14 protein-coding genes are annotated in these 15573 nt (G+C 73.1%); 10 read left to right on the forward strand and 4 right to left on the reverse strand.

What is annotated here, in order from left to right; genetic code table 11:
• Positions 1–148 precede the first annotated feature (148 nt).
• Positions 149–661, forward strand: coding sequence for an HIT family protein (locus tag ACN263_RS09920; RefSeq protein WP_422740657.1), 513 nt, complete (start codon positions 149–151; stop codon positions 659–661).
• Between the two features lie 34 nt (positions 662–695).
• On the opposite strand, the gene ACN263_RS09925 is transcribed toward ACN263_RS09920, so the two are convergent.
• Positions 696–1190, reverse strand: coding sequence for a hypothetical protein (locus ACN263_RS09925; protein ID WP_422739508.1), 495 nt, complete (start codon positions 1188–1190; stop codon positions 696–698).
• A gap of 85 nt (positions 1191–1275) precedes the next feature.
• On the opposite strand from ACN263_RS09925, the gene ACN263_RS09930 reads away from it, so the two are divergent.
• The gene (locus tag ACN263_RS09930) at positions 1276–2334 is read left to right on the forward strand and encodes an aldo/keto reductase (RefSeq protein ID WP_422739509.1); all 1059 of its coding nucleotides are present in this window, start codon (positions 1276–1278) and stop codon (positions 2332–2334) included.
• 373 nt (positions 2335–2707) lie between these two features.
• Here ACN263_RS09930 and ACN263_RS09935 read toward each other — a convergent pair whose 3' ends face one another.
• Positions 2708–4864 (reverse strand): elongation factor G-like protein EF-G2, encoded by a 2157-nt coding sequence (locus ACN263_RS09935; RefSeq protein ID WP_422739510.1) that lies wholly within the window; start codon positions 4862–4864, stop codon positions 2708–2710.
• Between the two features lie 251 nt (positions 4865–5115).
• Here ACN263_RS09935 and pgsA point away from each other — a divergent pair, with 251 nt between their 5' ends.
• The 7 genes from pgsA (at position 5116) to ACN263_RS09970 (ending at position 11147) form a co-directional block, all read left to right on the forward strand.
• On the forward strand, positions 5116–5745 hold the full coding sequence (gene pgsA / locus ACN263_RS09940) for a phosphatidylinositol phosphate synthase (RefSeq protein ID WP_422739511.1): 630 nt from the start codon (positions 5116–5118) through the stop codon (positions 5743–5745).
• Positions 5746–5767: 22 nt separating this feature from the next.
• Complete coding sequence (locus ACN263_RS09945) at positions 5768–6697, forward strand: phosphatidylinositol mannoside acyltransferase (protein ID WP_422739512.1); 930 nt, start codon at positions 5768–5770, stop codon at positions 6695–6697.
• A 13-nt stretch (positions 6698–6710) separates the two neighbouring features.
• Positions 6711–7871: a glycosyltransferase family 4 protein gene (locus ACN263_RS09950; protein ID WP_422739513.1), complete on the forward strand. Its 1161-nt coding sequence runs from the start codon at positions 6711–6713 to the stop codon at positions 7869–7871.
• A gap of 83 nt (positions 7872–7954) precedes the next feature.
• Positions 7955–8458 carry a hypothetical protein gene (locus ACN263_RS09955; protein ID WP_422739514.1) on the forward strand — a complete coding sequence of 168 codons (504 nt, stop codon included), beginning with the start codon at positions 7955–7957 and terminating at the stop codon, positions 8456–8458.
• Between the two features lie 142 nt (positions 8459–8600).
• Positions 8601–9518, forward strand: coding sequence for a pyridoxal 5'-phosphate synthase lyase subunit PdxS (pdxS, locus tag ACN263_RS09960; RefSeq protein WP_422739515.1), 918 nt, complete (start codon positions 8601–8603; stop codon positions 9516–9518).
• Between the two features lie 13 nt (positions 9519–9531).
• Positions 9532–10134 carry a pyridoxal 5'-phosphate synthase glutaminase subunit PdxT gene (pdxT, locus tag ACN263_RS09965; RefSeq protein ID WP_422739516.1) on the forward strand — a complete coding sequence of 201 codons (603 nt, stop codon included), beginning with the start codon at positions 9532–9534 and terminating at the stop codon, positions 10132–10134.
• Between the two features lie 260 nt (positions 10135–10394).
• Positions 10395–11147: a YebC/PmpR family DNA-binding transcriptional regulator gene (locus tag ACN263_RS09970; RefSeq protein ID WP_422739517.1), complete on the forward strand. Its 753-nt coding sequence runs from the start codon at positions 10395–10397 to the stop codon at positions 11145–11147.
• 137 nt (positions 11148–11284) lie between these two features.
• Here ACN263_RS09970 and ACN263_RS09975 read toward each other — a convergent pair whose 3' ends face one another.
• Complete coding sequence (locus ACN263_RS09975; RefSeq protein ID WP_422739518.1) at positions 11285–12268, reverse strand: RICIN domain-containing protein; 984 nt, start codon at positions 12266–12268, stop codon at positions 11285–11287.
• Positions 12269–12522: 254 nt separating this feature from the next.
• Here ACN263_RS09975 and ACN263_RS09980 point away from each other — a divergent pair, with 254 nt between their 5' ends.
• Positions 12523–13563, forward strand: a complete 1041-nt coding sequence (locus ACN263_RS09980; RefSeq protein WP_422739519.1) for a peptidoglycan-binding protein — start codon at positions 12523–12525, stop codon at positions 13561–13563.
• A 65-nt stretch (positions 13564–13628) separates the two neighbouring features.
• Here the strand turns inward: ACN263_RS09980 and ACN263_RS09985 are convergent, their stop codons facing one another.
• Complete coding sequence (locus tag ACN263_RS09985) at positions 13629–15407, reverse strand: carbohydrate binding domain-containing protein (RefSeq protein WP_422739520.1); 1779 nt, start codon at positions 15405–15407, stop codon at positions 13629–13631.
• Positions 15408–15573 lie beyond the last annotated feature (166 nt).

The raw sequence follows: 15573 nt of genomic DNA on the forward strand, positions 1-15573 counted from the left end.
GTCAATGGATGGAAGTTTCAGGGCTGAGTCTCGGCTCCGTCAAGAAGTTGCAGCAGCGAGTTTCCGGTCACGGGTGTCGCGGCCCGCCGGCCCGCCTCCGTAGGATCGGCTCGTGACAGGGGCGGAGCGACACACGGACAGCGGCGGCATGGCGGACGGCCTGGATCGGCTCTGGACGCCGCACCGGATGACCTACATCTCGGGTGAGGACCGCCCCGCCGAGGGTTACGAGAAGCCGACCGGCTGCCCGTTCTGTCTCGCTCCCGGACTGCCCACCGAGGAGAGCCTCGTGGTGGCCCGTGGCGAGCGCGTCTTCGTCGTGCTCAACCTCTACCCGTACAACCCCGGGCACCTGCTGGTCTGCCCGTACCGGCACGTCGCCGACTACACCGACCTCGACGAGGCGGAGACCGTCGAGCTGGCGTCGTACACGCAGACCGCGATGCGGGTGATCCGCAAGGTGAGCAACGCGCACGGCTTCAACCTGGGCATGAACCAGGGCGGCGTCGCCGGCGCCGGCATCGCCGCCCACCTGCACCAGCACGTGGTGCCACGCTGGGGCGGCGACGCGAACTTCATGCCGGTGATCGGCCGCACCAAGGTCCTGCCGCAACTCCTGCACGACACCCGCGACCTGCTCGCCCGCGCCTGGCCGTCCTGACCGAACCGCCCGCCCGGCGTCCGCGCCGGTCCGGCTAGTCGGCGCGCAGCAGCGGCACCAGCTCCGGCCAGCTCTCGACCCGGTGTACGAGCGGCAGCAACGCTGCGTACGCGACGACCTGCGCCGGGCGGGGCCGGAACAGGAACCGGTGCGGCACCGAGTCGAGGTAACCCAGCACCTCCAGCTTGTCGTCCACGAAGTGGGTCAGGCCGAGCCGCCGGGCGATCGGCGCCTTCGCCGGACGGGTCCGGCAGAAGTGCACCCGCTCGACCGGGATCCCGGTGCGGGCCGGGAAGTCGTGGTGGGACAGCCACTCCCACGTCCGCCGCTCGGTGGACTCGCCGCACTTGGAGACCAGGTGCACCTCGTCGAACGCCGGCCCGAGCGCCGCGAGCGCGTCGAACGCGCCCTCGACCATGGGCGTACGCAGGTAGTGCGCGCCGAAGAAGGACGTGTCGGCGTCGTCGTCGGCCGGTTCGATGAGCACGCCTCCGATGTCCACGCCCAGCCGTCGCATGGCGACGATCATGCCGCACACCGTCGGCACGCCGGTACCGCGTTTCCGCGATCGTGGTTGCTACGCCCCGGCCCGCTGGAGGTGGCACGATCGGCCGATGGCAGTCACGACACGGATGTTGGGGCGCAGCGGCATCGAGGTCAGCGCCCTCGGCATGGGGTGCTGGGCGATCGCCGGTCCCTGGGCGGAGGGCAGCCAGCCACTCGGCTGGGGAGCGGTCGACGACGACGAGTCGGTGCGGGCCGTACGACGTGCGCTCGAGCTGGGCGTGACCCTCTTCGACACCGCCGACACGTACGGCGCGGGGCACGGCGAGCGGGTGCTCGGACGGGCGCTCGCCGGCCACCGGGACGACGCCGTGATCGCCACCAAGTGGGGTTACACGTTCGACGAGGCGGCCCGGCAGGCCACCGGCGAGGACGCGTCACCGGCGTACCTGCGGCGGGCCGTCACCGCCTCGCTGCGCCGGCTGGGCACCGACCGGATCGACCTCTACCAGCTCCACCTGGCCGACCTGCCGGTGCGCCGGGCCGAGGCGTTGTTCGCCGCCTGCGAGGAGCTCGTCGCCGAGGGCCTGATCCGGGCGTACGGGTGGAGCACCGACCGCGCCGACCGGGCCACCGCCCTCGGGCAGGCCGCCCCGGGCGCCGCCGCTGTGCAGCACGCCCTGTCGGTGCTGCGCGACGCCCCCGAGGTGCTCGCCGTCTGCGACAAGTACGACCTGGCCAGCATCAACCAGGGGCCGCTCGGGATGGGCCTGCTCACCGGCAAGTACACGGCCGCGTCCACGCTGCCCCGCGACGACGTACGCGGGTTGACGCCGGGCTGGCTGGAATGGTTCCGGGGTGGCCGTCCGGCCCCGGAGTGGCTGCGCCGGGTCGGCGCGGTCCGTGCCGCGCTGACCGCCGACGGCCGTACCCTCGCCCAGGGTGCGCTCGGCTGGATCTGGGCCCGCAGCGGGCGTGCCGTCCCGATCCCGGGCTGCCGGACCGTCGCGCAGGTCGAGGAGAACGCGGCGGCGCTGCACCGGGGCCCGTTGCCGGCGGACCAGTTCGTCGAGGTGGAACGCCAACTGGCCGCCCTACGCACCGCGGCCCTGCGCGACGCCGACCGCCCCCACTGGCCCCGCCCCACCCACCCCCAAACCCACCCCTGACCCACCAACCGAGCCCAGAGCGCACGCCCGTCCAGCCTCTGCGGCGTGCCGCCGGCCCGCCGTGTCGTGACGGCGCGCGCCAGCCTCGCCTGGTCCTGTGCCGGCCTGGTCCTGTGCTGGTGTCGTCCTGTCGAGCTGCCCCAGATGTGGGACGAGCGAACAGCAGCTCGGCCCGCCGGGGCCCACACGCCATGTGTGCGCGGACGCGTTCCTCTTCGGCCGTCCTCCTCCGCTGCGGTGCCCCGAGTATGGGGCAGCTCGACAGGACGCGAACACCTCGGGCGCCCCTCCGCCCGCTCGCGACGGCTCTCCGCGGCCGGCAGCCGTCAGAGACGGCGCGGGCCGGCCCGAACGCGGTTCGGCGGAGGGGGTCCTACGGGGTGTGTTCCTTGCGGGTCTGGTCGGCCAGGTGGGTGGGCATCGGGTCGTGGCGGACGAAGTGGCGGCGGAAGGTGCCGGTGCCGGCGGTCATCGAGCGCAGTTCGACGGCGTAGCGGAGCAGTTCCAGGGCCGGTACCTCGGCACGGACCAGGGTGCGACCGTCGGCGTCCGGGTCCGGTTCGGTGCCGAGCACCCGGCCGCGCCGGCCGGACAGGTCGCCCAGCACGGCGCCCACCGAGCCGTCCGGCACCCGGATGGTCACCTCGTCGATGGGCTCCAGGAGTGCCGGCTGGCCGCGCTCGGCCGCGTCGCGCAGGGCCAGCGCTCCGGCGGTCTGGAAGGCCGCGTCGGAGGAGTCGACGCTGTGCGCCTTGCCGTCGACCAGGGTGACCCGCAGATCGACCACGGGGTGCCCGGCGACCAGTCCGCGTTCCATCTGGGCGCGGACGCCCTTCTCCACGGACGGGATGTAGTTGTGCGGGACGGCGCCGCCGACCACCCGGTCGACGAACTCGAAGCCGGCGCCCCGGGGCAGTGGCTCGACCTCGATGTCGCAGACCGCGTACTGGCCGTGGCCGCCGGACTGCTTGACGTGCCGGCCGTGCCCCCGCGCGGGGGCGGTCAGCGTCTCGTGCAGCGACACCTGCACCGGTTCGGTGTCCAGCTCGACGCCGCCGGCGCGCAGCCGGTCCAGCAGGACGTCCGCGTGCGCCTCGCCCATGCACCACAGCACCAGTTGGTGGGTCTCCGGGTTGCGCTCCAGCCGCAGGGTGGGGTCACCGGCGACCAGCCGGGCGAGGTTGCGGGCGAGGGCGTCCTCGTCGGCGCGGCTGCGGGCGGCGATCGCCACCGGCAGCAGCGGCTCCGGCATCTCCCACGGCGCGATCAGCAGCGGGTCGTCCTTGGCGGACACGGTGTCGCCGGTCTCCGCGCTCGGCGACTTGGTGATCGCGCAGATGTCACCGGCGACGCAGTGCGGCACCTCGCGCAGGGTGGCGCCGAGCGGGGTGTAGAGGTGCCCGACCCGCTCGTCGGCGTCGTGGTCGGGGTGCCCGCGCTCGGCCATGCCGTGTCCGCAGATGTGCACGGTGTCGTCGGGGCGCAGCGTGCCGGAGAAGACCCGGACCAGCGAGACCCGGCCGACGTGCCGGTCGACGGTGGTCTTGACCACCTCGGCGACGAGCGGGCCGTCCGGGTCGCAGGTCAGCGGCGGGCGGGGCGAGCCGTCCACCCCGGTCACCGCCGGCAGTTCGTGCTCCAGCGGCGACGGGAACGCCGCCGTCAGCACCTCCAGCAGCGCGTCCAGGCCGACGCCGGTCTCGGCGCAGACCGGCACCGCCGGATAGAAGTGCCCCCGGGCGACGGCCTTCTCCAGGTCGTCGACGAGCACCTCCGTGCTGATCTCCTCGCCGTCGAGGTAGCGGTCCATGAGGGTCTCGTCCTCGCTCTCGGCGATGATCCCCTCGATCAGCTCGTTGCGGGACTCGTCGATGGCGGGCTGGTGCTCCGGGTCCGGGTCACGGACGTCGGCGGGCAGCCCGGCGGTGTAGTCGAAGACCCGGCGGGTGATCAGCCCGAGCAGACCCTCGGTGGAGACGCCGTCGTCGCCGAGCATCGGCAGGTAGAGGGGCATCACGTTGTCGCCGAAGACCCGCTGGCAGAGGGCGACCGTCTCGTCGAAGTCGGCGCGCGGCGCGTCCAGGCGGGTCACCGCGACGGCGCGCGGCATGTCGACCGCCGCGCACTCCTCCCACAGGGCGACGGTGGCGGCGTCCATGCCACCGGCGGCGGAGACCACGAACAGCGCGGCGTCGGCGGCCCGCAGACCGGCCCGCAGCTCACCGACGAAGTCGGCGTACCCGGGCGTGTCCAGCAGGTTGACCTTGATGCCGTCGTGCAGCAGGGGCGCGCACGACAGGCTCACCGAACGCTGCTGCCGTACGGCCGCGGGGTCGTGGTCGCCCACGGTCGTGCCGTCGACGACGCTGCCGGCCCGGCTGATCGTGCCGGTCGCGGCGAGCAGGGCCTCGACGAGCGTGGTCTTGCCCGCGCCGGAGTGGCCGACGAGCGCCACGTTGCGAACCCGCGCGGGTTCGGTCACCACCGGCGTGCCGCCGGTGGCCCCCTTGTCCTGATGTTTCTGCGCCATGGGGCGCACCTCCCTCAGCCGGTGGTGGGTGGCGACCGCCGCGCCAGGTGGAAGCGGCCCGGGGCGGGTGCGCGGCGATATCCTCCGGTGGTCTGCTGCCGAGCGGGAAATCAACGGGCGGGCGGGTGAGCTGGCTCACCTCCCGGCTCGATCTCACACCCGTTGCCGGACACGCACAAGCCTGCCCCGGGCGGGTCGCCGGGACCGGCGTTATGGCCGGAGCTGCGCGGACCGTTATCGTGGGGACCGCCATGGCGAAGATCTTCCAAGTGTCGGCCCGCGCGGGGATGACCCGCGTCGTCGAGCCGATTGCCCGCGCCCTGCTGCGCGCGGGCGTCACCCCCAACGTCGTCACCGTCACGGGCACCGTCGGTGTGCTCGTCGGCGCGCTCGGCTTCGGTGCCCGCGGCCACCTGGTCGCGGGCGCGTTGATCGTTACCGTGTTCGCGTTGACCGACCTGCTCGACGGGACGATGGCCCGGATGAGCGGCGGCTCCACCCGGTTCGGCGCGTTCCTCGACTCGAGCATGGACCGGGTCGCCGACAGCGCCGTCTTCGGCGCGGTGGCGTACTGGCTGGCCACCCGGGGTGATCACTCCGGGGTGGCCGCCGCGCTGCTCTGCCTGGCCGCCGGCGGGCTCGTCTCCTACGTGAAGGCCCGCGCCGAAGGGCTGGGCATGACCTGCAACGTGGGCATCGCCGAGCGCACCGAGCGACTGCTGATCGTCGGTGTCGGCGGCATCCTCACCGGTGTGGGCGTGAAACCGGCGCTGGAGATCGCGCTCTGGCTGCTGGCCGCCATCTCGATCTTCACGGTGGGGCAGCGGATGGCGCACGTCTACCGCCAGGCTCAGCAGCTCCAGCCGGACGGCCAGGCGTGAGCGCGACCGGCGGCCGGACCGCGTGAACCTCACCGAGCTGGGCTACCTCGCCGGCTGGCGGCTGGTCCGCGCGCTTCCCCGGCCACTGGCGGCGGCGGCGTTCGCGGCGGGCGCGGACCGCGCACACCGCAAGGGCGGCGGGGGTACGGATCGACTGCGCGCCAACCTGCGCCGGGTGGTCGGTCCGGAGGTCCCCGAGGCCGAGCTGGACGATCTCGTACGACGTGGCCTGCGCTCGTACGCCCGGTACTGGATGGAGGCGTTCCGGCTGCCGTCGTTGAGCCGGGCGCAGATCCTGTCCGGGTTCCGGCTGGACGGCGCGGAGCTGCTGGCCGCCGATGTCGCCGCCGGCCGGGGCGCGGTGGTGGCGCTGCCGCACGCCGGCAACTGGGACGCGGCGGGCGCCTGGGTGGCGGCCACCGGCTGGCCGATCAGCACGGTCATGGAGCGGCTCAAGCCGGAGGGCGTGTACGAGCGGTTCCTGGCGTTCCGGGGGAAGCTGGGCATGGAGATCCTGCCCACCCACGGCGGCCCGCGTCCGCCGTTCGACGTGCTGCTGGACCGACTGCGCTCGGGCGCGGTCGTGCCGCTGCTGGCCGACCGGGACCTGTCGGCCCGTGGCGTCGAGGTGGACTTCTTCGGCGCGAAGACGCGGATGCCCGCCGGCCCCGCGCTGCTCGCGATCCACACCGGGGCGCCGCTCTACGTGGCGTCGATGTGGTACGAGGAGGACGCGGCGTGCGCCTCGCTCTCCGGCCCGCTGCCGGTGCCCGACCCGGAGGCGGGGCCGTTGGACGCGCGGGTCCGGTCGCTGACCCAGATGATCGCCGACCGTCTGGCGACGGGCATCGCCCGGCATCCGCAAGACTGGCACATGTTGCAGCGGATGTGGCTGGACCAGCGCGGCGCGGGGGGCACGGAGCTGTCGGCGCCGGCCTCGGGTCGGTCCTGAAGGGGGTGGACGCATGCGGATCGGTATCGTCTGCCCGTACTCCTTCGACGTTCCCGGCGGCGTGCAGAACCACGTCGTGGACCTCGCGGAGACGCTGATCGGCCTCGGGCACGAGGTCAGCGTGCTCGCTCCGGCCGACGAGGACGCCGACCTGCCGGCGTACGTGGTGTCCGCCGGGCGGGCGGTGCCGCTGCCGTACAACGGGTCGGTGGCCCGGATCGCGTTCGGCCCGGTCTCCACGGCCCGCGTGCGGCGGTGGCTCACCAACGGTGACTTCGACGTGCTGCACGTGCACGAGCCGCTGACGTTGAGCCTGTCGCTGCTGGCGGTGCTGTCGGCGCGTGGACCGGTGGTGGCGACCTTCCACACGGCGATGACCCGCTCGCGGGTCCTCGCTGCCGCGCAGGGCGTGCTGCAGATCGTGTTGGAGCGGATCACCGCCCGGATCGCGGTGAGCGCGCTGGCCCGTAAGGTGCAGGTCGAGCACATGGACGGCGGCGCGGTGGAGATCCCCAACGGGGTGGCGGTGGCGAAGTTCGCCGACGCCCAGCCGCTGCCGCACTGGCCGGGGGAGTGCGGGCCGGGCACCGGCGGCACGCTGGGCTTCCTGGGCCGGTTCACGGAGGCGCGCAAGGGCTTCCCGGTGCTGCGGGACGCCTTCGTGGCGCTCGCGCCGATCCGTCCCGGCCTGCGGCTGCTGGTCGCCGGCCCGGGTGACCCGGACGACCTGTACGACCAGTTCCCGGCCGAGCTGCGGGAGCGGGTGACCTTCCTCGGTCTGGTCTCCGAGGCGGACAAGGCGCGGATGCTGCGCAGCGTGCACCTGTACGTGGCGCCGAACACCGGCGGCGAGTCGTTCGGCATGATCCTCACCGAGGCGCTGGCCGCCGGCACCACCGTGGTGGCGAGCGACCTGGACGCGTTCCGTCGGGTGCTGGACGGTGGGCGGGCGGGGCGGCTGTTCCCGACCGGCGACGCGGTGGGACTGCGCGACGCCCTGTCCGAGCTGCTCGACGATCCGGACGCCCGGGCCACGCTGACCGCCTGCGGCGACCAGGTGGTGGCGAATTTCGACTGGCCCATGGTTGCCCGCCGTGTTCTGGAGGTATACGCAGCCGCGATCGAGGCGACCGACGGACGGGTCATCGACCAGGAGTGGGTGGGGCTGGGCTGAGCCGGAGTGACCGATGGTGCGCCTGAGCATGCCGGTGACCGGCGGCGACGCGCGCAATGGAGGAGAAACGGAGCAGCACTACGATGCCGCACATGTGGTGGGTGGTGGCCGCGAGCGTGCTCGTGGGGGTGCTCGCGGCGTACCTCATCTGGACCGCCGGCCGCGTCGAGCGGCTGCAGGCCCGCGCGGAGCTGGCGGCACGGGCCCTGGACGCCCACCTGTTGCGCCGGGCGGCGGCCGCCGCGGTGCTGGCGGAGCGGCGGTTCGGCGTCGAGTTGTACGCGGCGGCCCGGATCGCGCTCGACGCCGCGCCGGACGAGCGGGAGGCGGCGGAGAACGACCTGACCCGGCAACTGCGCGTGGTGCGGCTGGACCCGGCCGACGCGGACTGCACGGCGGTCATCGCGGCGAGTCGGCGGCTCGCGCTGTCCCGGCAGGTGCACACCGACCTGGTCCGTGACGCCCGGGCGGCGCGGAGCCGTCCGCTGGTACGCCTGTTACGCATGGGGCGGGGCCGCGAGTGGCCGCGCTACTTCGACATCGACGATCCGACGCTCGTCGTGCCGGCGGACGTGCCGGCCGGCTGACCAGGGCGGGAGCGGCACCGGCGGCCCGTGAGCCGGGCCACAGAGCAGGCCACCAGGGGTCGGATTGGCTGTCGAAGCGGCGTTGCGCCGTGCGTAGCATTTCCGCTGCCACCCCCACCGCACGTCCAAGGAGCGCCGACCCGTGTCCGACACCACCGCCTCGACCACCGGTACCGCCCCCGTCGTCGGCACGGCCCGCGTGAAGCGGGGCATGGCCGAGATGCTCAAGGGCGGCGTGATCATGGACGTCGTCAACGCCGAGCAGGCCAAGATCGCCGAGGACGCCGGGGCCGTCGCGGTGATGGCGCTGGAGCGGGTGCCCGCCGACATCCGCGCGCAGGGCGGGGTGTCCCGGATGAGCGACCCCGACATGATCGACGGCATCATCTCGGCGGTCTCGATCCCGGTGATGGCCAAGGCGCGGATCGGCCACTTCGTCGAGGCGCAGATCCTCCAGTCGCTGGGCGTGGACTACGTCGACGAGTCCGAGGTGCTGACCCCGGCCGACTACGCGAACCACATCGACAAGTGGGCGTTCACCGTGCCCTTCGTCTGCGGCGCGACGAACCTGGGCGAGGCGCTGCGCCGGATCACCGAGGGCGCGGCCATGATCCGCTCCAAGGGTGAGGCGGGCACCGGTGACGTCTCGAACGCCACCACCCACATGCGGAGGATCCGGCAGGAGATCCGCCGGCTGTCGTCGCTGCCGGCCGACGAGCTGTACGTCGCGGCCAAGGAGTTGCAGGCCCCGTACGAGTTGGTCAAGGAGGTCGCCGAGAGCGGCAAGCTACCGGTCGTGCTGTTCACCGCCGGCGGGATCGCCACCCCGGCCGACGCCGCGATGATGATGCAGCTCGGCGCGGAGGGCGTCTTCGTCGGCTCGGGCATCTTCAAGGCCGGCAACCCGGCGCAGCGGGCCGCCGCGATCGTCAAGGCCACCACCTTCCACGACGACCCGGACGTGCTGGCGAAGGTCTCCCGTGGTCTGGGTGAGGCGATGGTCGGCATCAACGTCGACGAGATCCCCCAGCCGCACCGCCTGGCCGAGCGCGGTTGGTGAGCGGACGGTGCGGATGAGTCGGCCCACCGTCGGCGTTCTCGCCCTGCAGGGGGACGTCCGGGAGCATCTGGCGGCGCTGACCGCGGCGGGCGCGGATGCCCGTCCGGTCCGCCGTCCGGGCGAGTTGGACGCGGTCGACGGCCTGGTGATCCCCGGCGGGGAGTCCACCACCATCAGCAAGCTCGTCGACATCTTCGAGCTGCGCGAGCCGATCGACAAGCGGATCGCCGACGGGATGCCCGTCTACGGCTCCTGCGCCGGCATGATCATGCTGGCCGCCGAGGTGCTGGACGGCCGCGCCGACCAGCGCGGTTTCGCCGGTATCGACATGACGGTACGACGCAACGCGTTCGGTCGGCAGGTCGACTCGTTCGAGGCGCCGGTGGAGATCACCGGCGTGGCGGGCGACCCCTTCCACGCGGTGTTCATCCGCGCGCCGTGGGTCGAACGGGTCGGCGCGGGCGTCGAGGTGATCGGCACGGTGACCGGTGGCCCGGCCGCCGAGCGGATCGTGGCGGTCCGCCAGGGCAACCTGCTGGCCACCTCGTTCCACCCCGAGCTGACGGGTGATCAGCGCGTGCACGCGTACTTCGTCGAGCTGACCCGGGCCGCCTGAGCGACCGATGCCGCCGCGCGGGCATGGATCCGGCCCGCGGACCGTTGGTCTGAGCGGGCCCCCACGCCGGGCTGCCGCCCCGGGCGGGTCCCGGGTGTGACATGGCGGGGTGTGACCTCGGTAAGATTGCCGCGGTTCGGCAGGGCCGTCGCCCGGCGCGGCATTTTCCCGCGGGGCCGACCGGCCGCCGGACCGCCGGATGCGGCGCGGAATCGGTGCGGCAGTCGACGCAGGCGTGCAATGACAGACGGAGGTAGAAGATGTCCGGCCACTCAAAGTGGGCGACCACCAAGCACAAGAAGGCCGTCATCGACGCCAAGCGCGGCAAGATGTTCGCCAAGCTGATCAAGAACGTCGAGGTGGCCGCCCGGACCGGCGGCGGCGACCCGGCCGGCAACCCGACGCTCTTCGACGCCATCCAGAAGGCGAAGAAGAACTCGGTTCCCAACGACAACATCGACCGCGCGGTCAAGCGGGGCTCCGGCCTGGAGGCCGGCGGCGCCGATTGGCAGACCATCATGTACGAGGGGTACGGCCCCAACGGTGTGGCGATGTTGATCGAGTGCCTCACCGACAACCGCAACCGGGCGGCGACCGAGGTGCGGACCGCGCTCACCCGCAACGGTGGCTCGCTGGCCGACGCCGGCTCGGTGTCGTACATGTTCTCCCGCAAGGGCGTGGTGATCGTCCCCAAGGCCGACACCAGCGAGGACGACGTCATGATGGCCGTCCTCGACGCCGGCGCCGAGGAGGTCAACGACCTGGGTGAGGCGTTCGAGGTGGTGTCCGAGCCGGGCGACCTGATCCCGGTGCGCACCGCCCTGCAGGACGCCGGAATCGAGTACGAGTCGGCCGAGTCGTCCCTGGTGCCCAGCGTGAACGTGCCGCTGGACGAGGAGGGCGCTCGCAAGATCTTCAAGCTGATCGACGTCCTGGAGGACTGCGACGACGTGCAGAACGTCTACGCCAACTTCGACGTCTCCGACGACGTGATGGCGGCGGTCGACGCCTGAGGCCCGACCTCCGTCCCGCCTGCGGGGCGTGATCGACTCGACTACATGGAACTCGGGGTGTCCGCCGCGCGCGGACACCCCGCTTTCCGTGAACCGGAGTCGATCAAGCGCCGAGCGCCGAGCGGCCGGCGCGGGCGTCACTTTGCGGGCGCCGCGTCCACCAGGAACACCTGGTCGGGTTGGCCTGTGCACGGTTCGGCGGCGGCCTCGGCCGGGACCTGGGTGGCGTCGTCGCGGATGCCCACGCAGAGGTCACTGCCCGCCGGTCGCAGGCGGTACGCGTCCGGCGTCGAACCGGCCGGCTCGAAGCGGAACAGCTGGTACCAGGAGTCGGTGCTGCACTGTTCCCACGGCTCGATGAGGTTCTGCCCGGGATCCTCCCGCCGCACCGTGAGGCAGCCGACCCCGTTGACCGGGTGCTCCCACTTGACGAAGTACATGTCGCCGGCCACCGGCACCAGGTAGGTCTCCGGCGGGGTCGCGCCCGCGCAGGGGCGTTGGACCGCCACTTCGGCCTTGTACCGGCCGCTGCGGTCGCGCCCCTCGCTGATGCAGAGGCTCGGGTAACTGGCGGGACGGATCTGGATGCGGCCGCTGGCCGGCGACCGCTGACCGGCACCGGACGCGGTCGGGCTCGGCGACGCGCCGCCGGCGGCCGTCTCCGACGTCCGGCGCTCCTCGTCGTGGGGCCACCAGAACCAGACGCCGAGCCCGACGAGCAGGGTGGCGACGACGAGCAGCGCCAGCAGGGCGGGCCGACCCGACCAGCGCCGTCGTGCCTCAGCCGGGCGGTCGGTCCGGGTGTCGGATGGCGCGTCCACCGGCGGCCCGGCGACGGCGTACTCGCCCGCGGCCAGCCGGTGCCGCGCGCGCAGCCACTCGTCGACCTGCTCGCCCGCCCCACAGGCGCGGACGAACGCCGCCAGCACCTCGGGGCGCGGCAGGGTGGAGCGGCGCAGGAGGTCGGCGGCGGTGCTGCGGGCCAACACGTCACCGGCCGCGACGGCGCGCTGTTCGAGTTGCCGGAACGTCAGCCGGGAGCGGTCCTTGAGGTGGCGCAGCAGTTCGATGAACTCGGCCGGATTGGCCGCCTCATCCGGTCGAAGCTCCCCCGTGGTCATCGCCTGATTCTGCTGACCCTGCACGCCTTCGGGCAAGTCGGTCCGACGTCTGTCCGAGGTGGTCGGACAAAACCCGGACAGGCCCCTCTGAGCTGCGCGGACACCGCACCGCCCCGACCAGGGCATTGTCCGCGACGACCCGGCTATCTAGCGTTTTCGTCGATGGCCGCTGCGGTTCGCACCGTACCGGCCGTCGGGTTCGCGAACGGGGACCGGTCCGAACCCGACCACATCAACGACACGGGGGAGATCCGATGATTGACGCTGTCCGGGATCCGGTGCCGCAGGTGACCACGGCGGGGGAGTACGTGGCGTCGCTGCGGGACGTGCGGCGACGCTCCGGCCTGACGTACCGGGAGGTGGCCCAGCGGGCCTCGGCGGCGGGGCACTGGCTGCCGCCGAGCACCCTCGCCACCATGCTGGGGCGCACCACCCTGCCCCGCGAGCGGACCGTCACGGCGTTGCTGGCCGCCTGCGGCACGTCCGCGCCCGAGATCGAACGGTGGCTGGACCTACACCGCGACATCGAGGCCCGGCTCTGCGAGCCGATGCGCCCCACCGGCCGGCCGGCGTCGGGCGAGTCGACGCACCCCGCGCCGCCGGACTCCGCTCCGGTGGCCGTCGAGGCGACCGGTCCTCGTCGGTCCACCGACCGACCCCGGTCCGCGCGTCGCCGGCTGCCACTGGGAGCGCTGGCGCTGGTGGGCGCGCTGACGGTGGGCGCGCTGCTGCCCGCCGGTGACGGAATGACCCCCAGGTCCAGCGGTACCGGATCGAGCGGGCCGTGTCCGCTCGTCCTGCGCCAAGGCATGTACGGCCCCTGCGTGCTGGACCTCCAGGAACGGCTGGCGGCGAGCGGGTTGCGGGTGCCCGTCGACGGGTGGTTCGGGCCCGACACGACCAGCCGGGTGATCGCCTTCCAGGCGTTGCACAGCCTGGAGGTCAGCGGCACCGTGGACCGGCAGGTGCTCGACGCCCTCCAGGACAGCGCGGTGTCGCCCGTCGCGTGGACGGAGAACCGGATCAGCAAGTACCTCCGGGCACGGTTCCCGGAGGACCCGTCCGAGGCGGTGCGGCTGGCCCGGTGCCTGTCCGGACTGGACCCGCTGCGGGTGGAGGTGACCGCCGACGGGTCGCGGCGGTGGGGTCTGTTCCAGTTCAGCGACACGGAGCTGTCCCGCCTCGGGGTCGACCGCCGGACCGCGCTGGATCCGGGTTGGAACATCGGGGCGGCGCGCGACATCTGGGCGCGTACCGGCGATTTTCGTCATTGGACCTGCGTCTCCTCGGTGTGACGCGCGACGACTGCCCGCCCGGCCCCGCGGGGCCGGGCGGGAGTCCGGTCACTGCGGCGGACGACTCACGGCCGGAGCCGGTTGGCGACCACGTACGCGCCGACGGCGTTGCCGGTGGCGATGCCGGCCTCCGCGTCGAACCGGTAGTGCACGCCCAGGTAGATCCGACTGAGCGCGTTCTCCCGGGCGGCCTCGTCGAAGCCGCTCATGTGTCGTACGACTCCCCGCGCGTGCGGATCGTCGGTGGTGGCGTCGAAGGCGATGGCGTTGGTGCCGAAGAAGCCCTTCAGCACCGCCGCCCAGGCGCCGGCGAAGGTGGCGTGCCCGGATACGTACGCCGGGAAGGGCGGTGAGAACGACACGCCGGCCTCGTCCTGCGACAGCGGCTGCCAACCGTTGCCGATGGCGCTCTCCGGCCGCCACAGGTCGATGGCGGTCAGGTACTTGGCGTCCCAGGCGGCGATGGCCGCGTCGGCGAGCGCCAGGGCGACGAGCCCGAAGAGGCGGGCGTTGGCCAGGATGCCCAGCTTCCGCTGCTCGGACACGATCCGGGTGTGCGCGAAGAGTTGGCCCGGTGGCCGGTAGGTGGCGGGCAGGTCGTTGGCCCAGAAGTAGGCGATCTGCGTCTGCTCCGCGGTGCGCAGCGACGACGTCGTGCCGCCGTAGTCCCGTACCTCCTGGACATTGCGGCGGTACTCGTCCCGGCCGAGCAGGTCGGCGTAGCTGGCCGCGCCGGCCGGTGGGCCGGGCCGGAACTGGTCACCGGCGCTCAGGGCGAACGGCGTGACGCGCCCCCAGTTCGGGCTGACCGCCGGCTTGCCGTCGGTCGGCCGCCACGCGCCGTCGACGCCGTCCGGGGCGTACCCAGCGGGGTTGGTGGCGCCGTCGTTGGCGCGAGCCTGGAGGTTCGCGGCGGCGGCCGCGGCCCCGACGGTCTCGCCGCGGGTGACCTCGGCGGCGTTCAGGCCGGACGGCCGCCGCGAGCCGGCGGCGACGTAGGCGGCGTCGAAGGCCGTGCGGCGGGACGGGTAGAGGGCGACCAACACGTCGAACGCCGCCCGGTCGATCGCCGCGTGCAGTGACGGTGCCACCACGTCGTCCATGGTGCCCGGGTAGCTGACCGGCACCCGCACCCGGTAGGGGTCGCCGACGCCGGTGACGGAGACGGCGGCGTCCTGCATCGCCGCGTGCAGGATGGCCGCGTGACGGGACAGGACGGTCGGTGGCAGGTCCATCCCCTTGAAGGCGTTCAGCAGCGTGTTGTTCCAGTGCAGGACCGGGTCGGTGGCCGGGTCGACGGCCAGCGGGGTCAGCGAGATGTTGTCCAGCCGGATCGTCGAGGCGGCGTGGGCGCCGAGGTGGAACAGCAGCACCGCCTTCGGGTCGCCGAACGGCGACGTGAAGTCGAAGGTGAAGCGCCGCGACGTGGAGGTCAGCGCCACCGTCTGGTCGAACGCCGACGTGAAGGGTGTGTCCACCCGGGAGACCGACACGCGCACGTCGCGGCCGACGTCGGCGGAGGCGTCGAACTGCACGCGGTACGGCTGGGCCGCCGTCACCCCGAACTCGAAGTGCCCGACCAGGTCCTCCCACACCGGCTTGCCGACGGTGTTGCTGGTGCGGATGCGCAACTGCCCGGCGTTGACCGTGGTGCTGGTCGAGGAGAGCCGGGTCCACCAGGGTTCGGTGCTGCCGTTGTCGAACGTGCCGTTGAGGATCAGGTTGCCCGCCGCGGCGGCGGCCGGTGCGTGCGGGACGAGGGCGGTGAGGGTGCTGGCGAGGGCGACCGTGAGCACCAGGCTGAGCAGACGACGGAGTCGCCGTCCGGGGTTCGGTGGGGACATCGAGAGCCTTCCGGTCCGGGAACCGGCGACGACCAGGTCGACGCCGTGAGGATCGGCTCACGGTAGGAGTGTTCGCGCTGATCACGGCCACCGAACAGCGCTCGGGACAGTGCCGTACGGCAGCGGGCGTCGGCATCCGATCAGGACACCGACGCCCGCGTCGGGG

The organism is Micromonospora sp. WMMD729 (assembly GCF_049315225.1).
In the GTDB taxonomy this organism is placed as follows: domain Bacteria; phylum Actinomycetota; class Actinomycetes; order Mycobacteriales; family Micromonosporaceae; genus Micromonospora.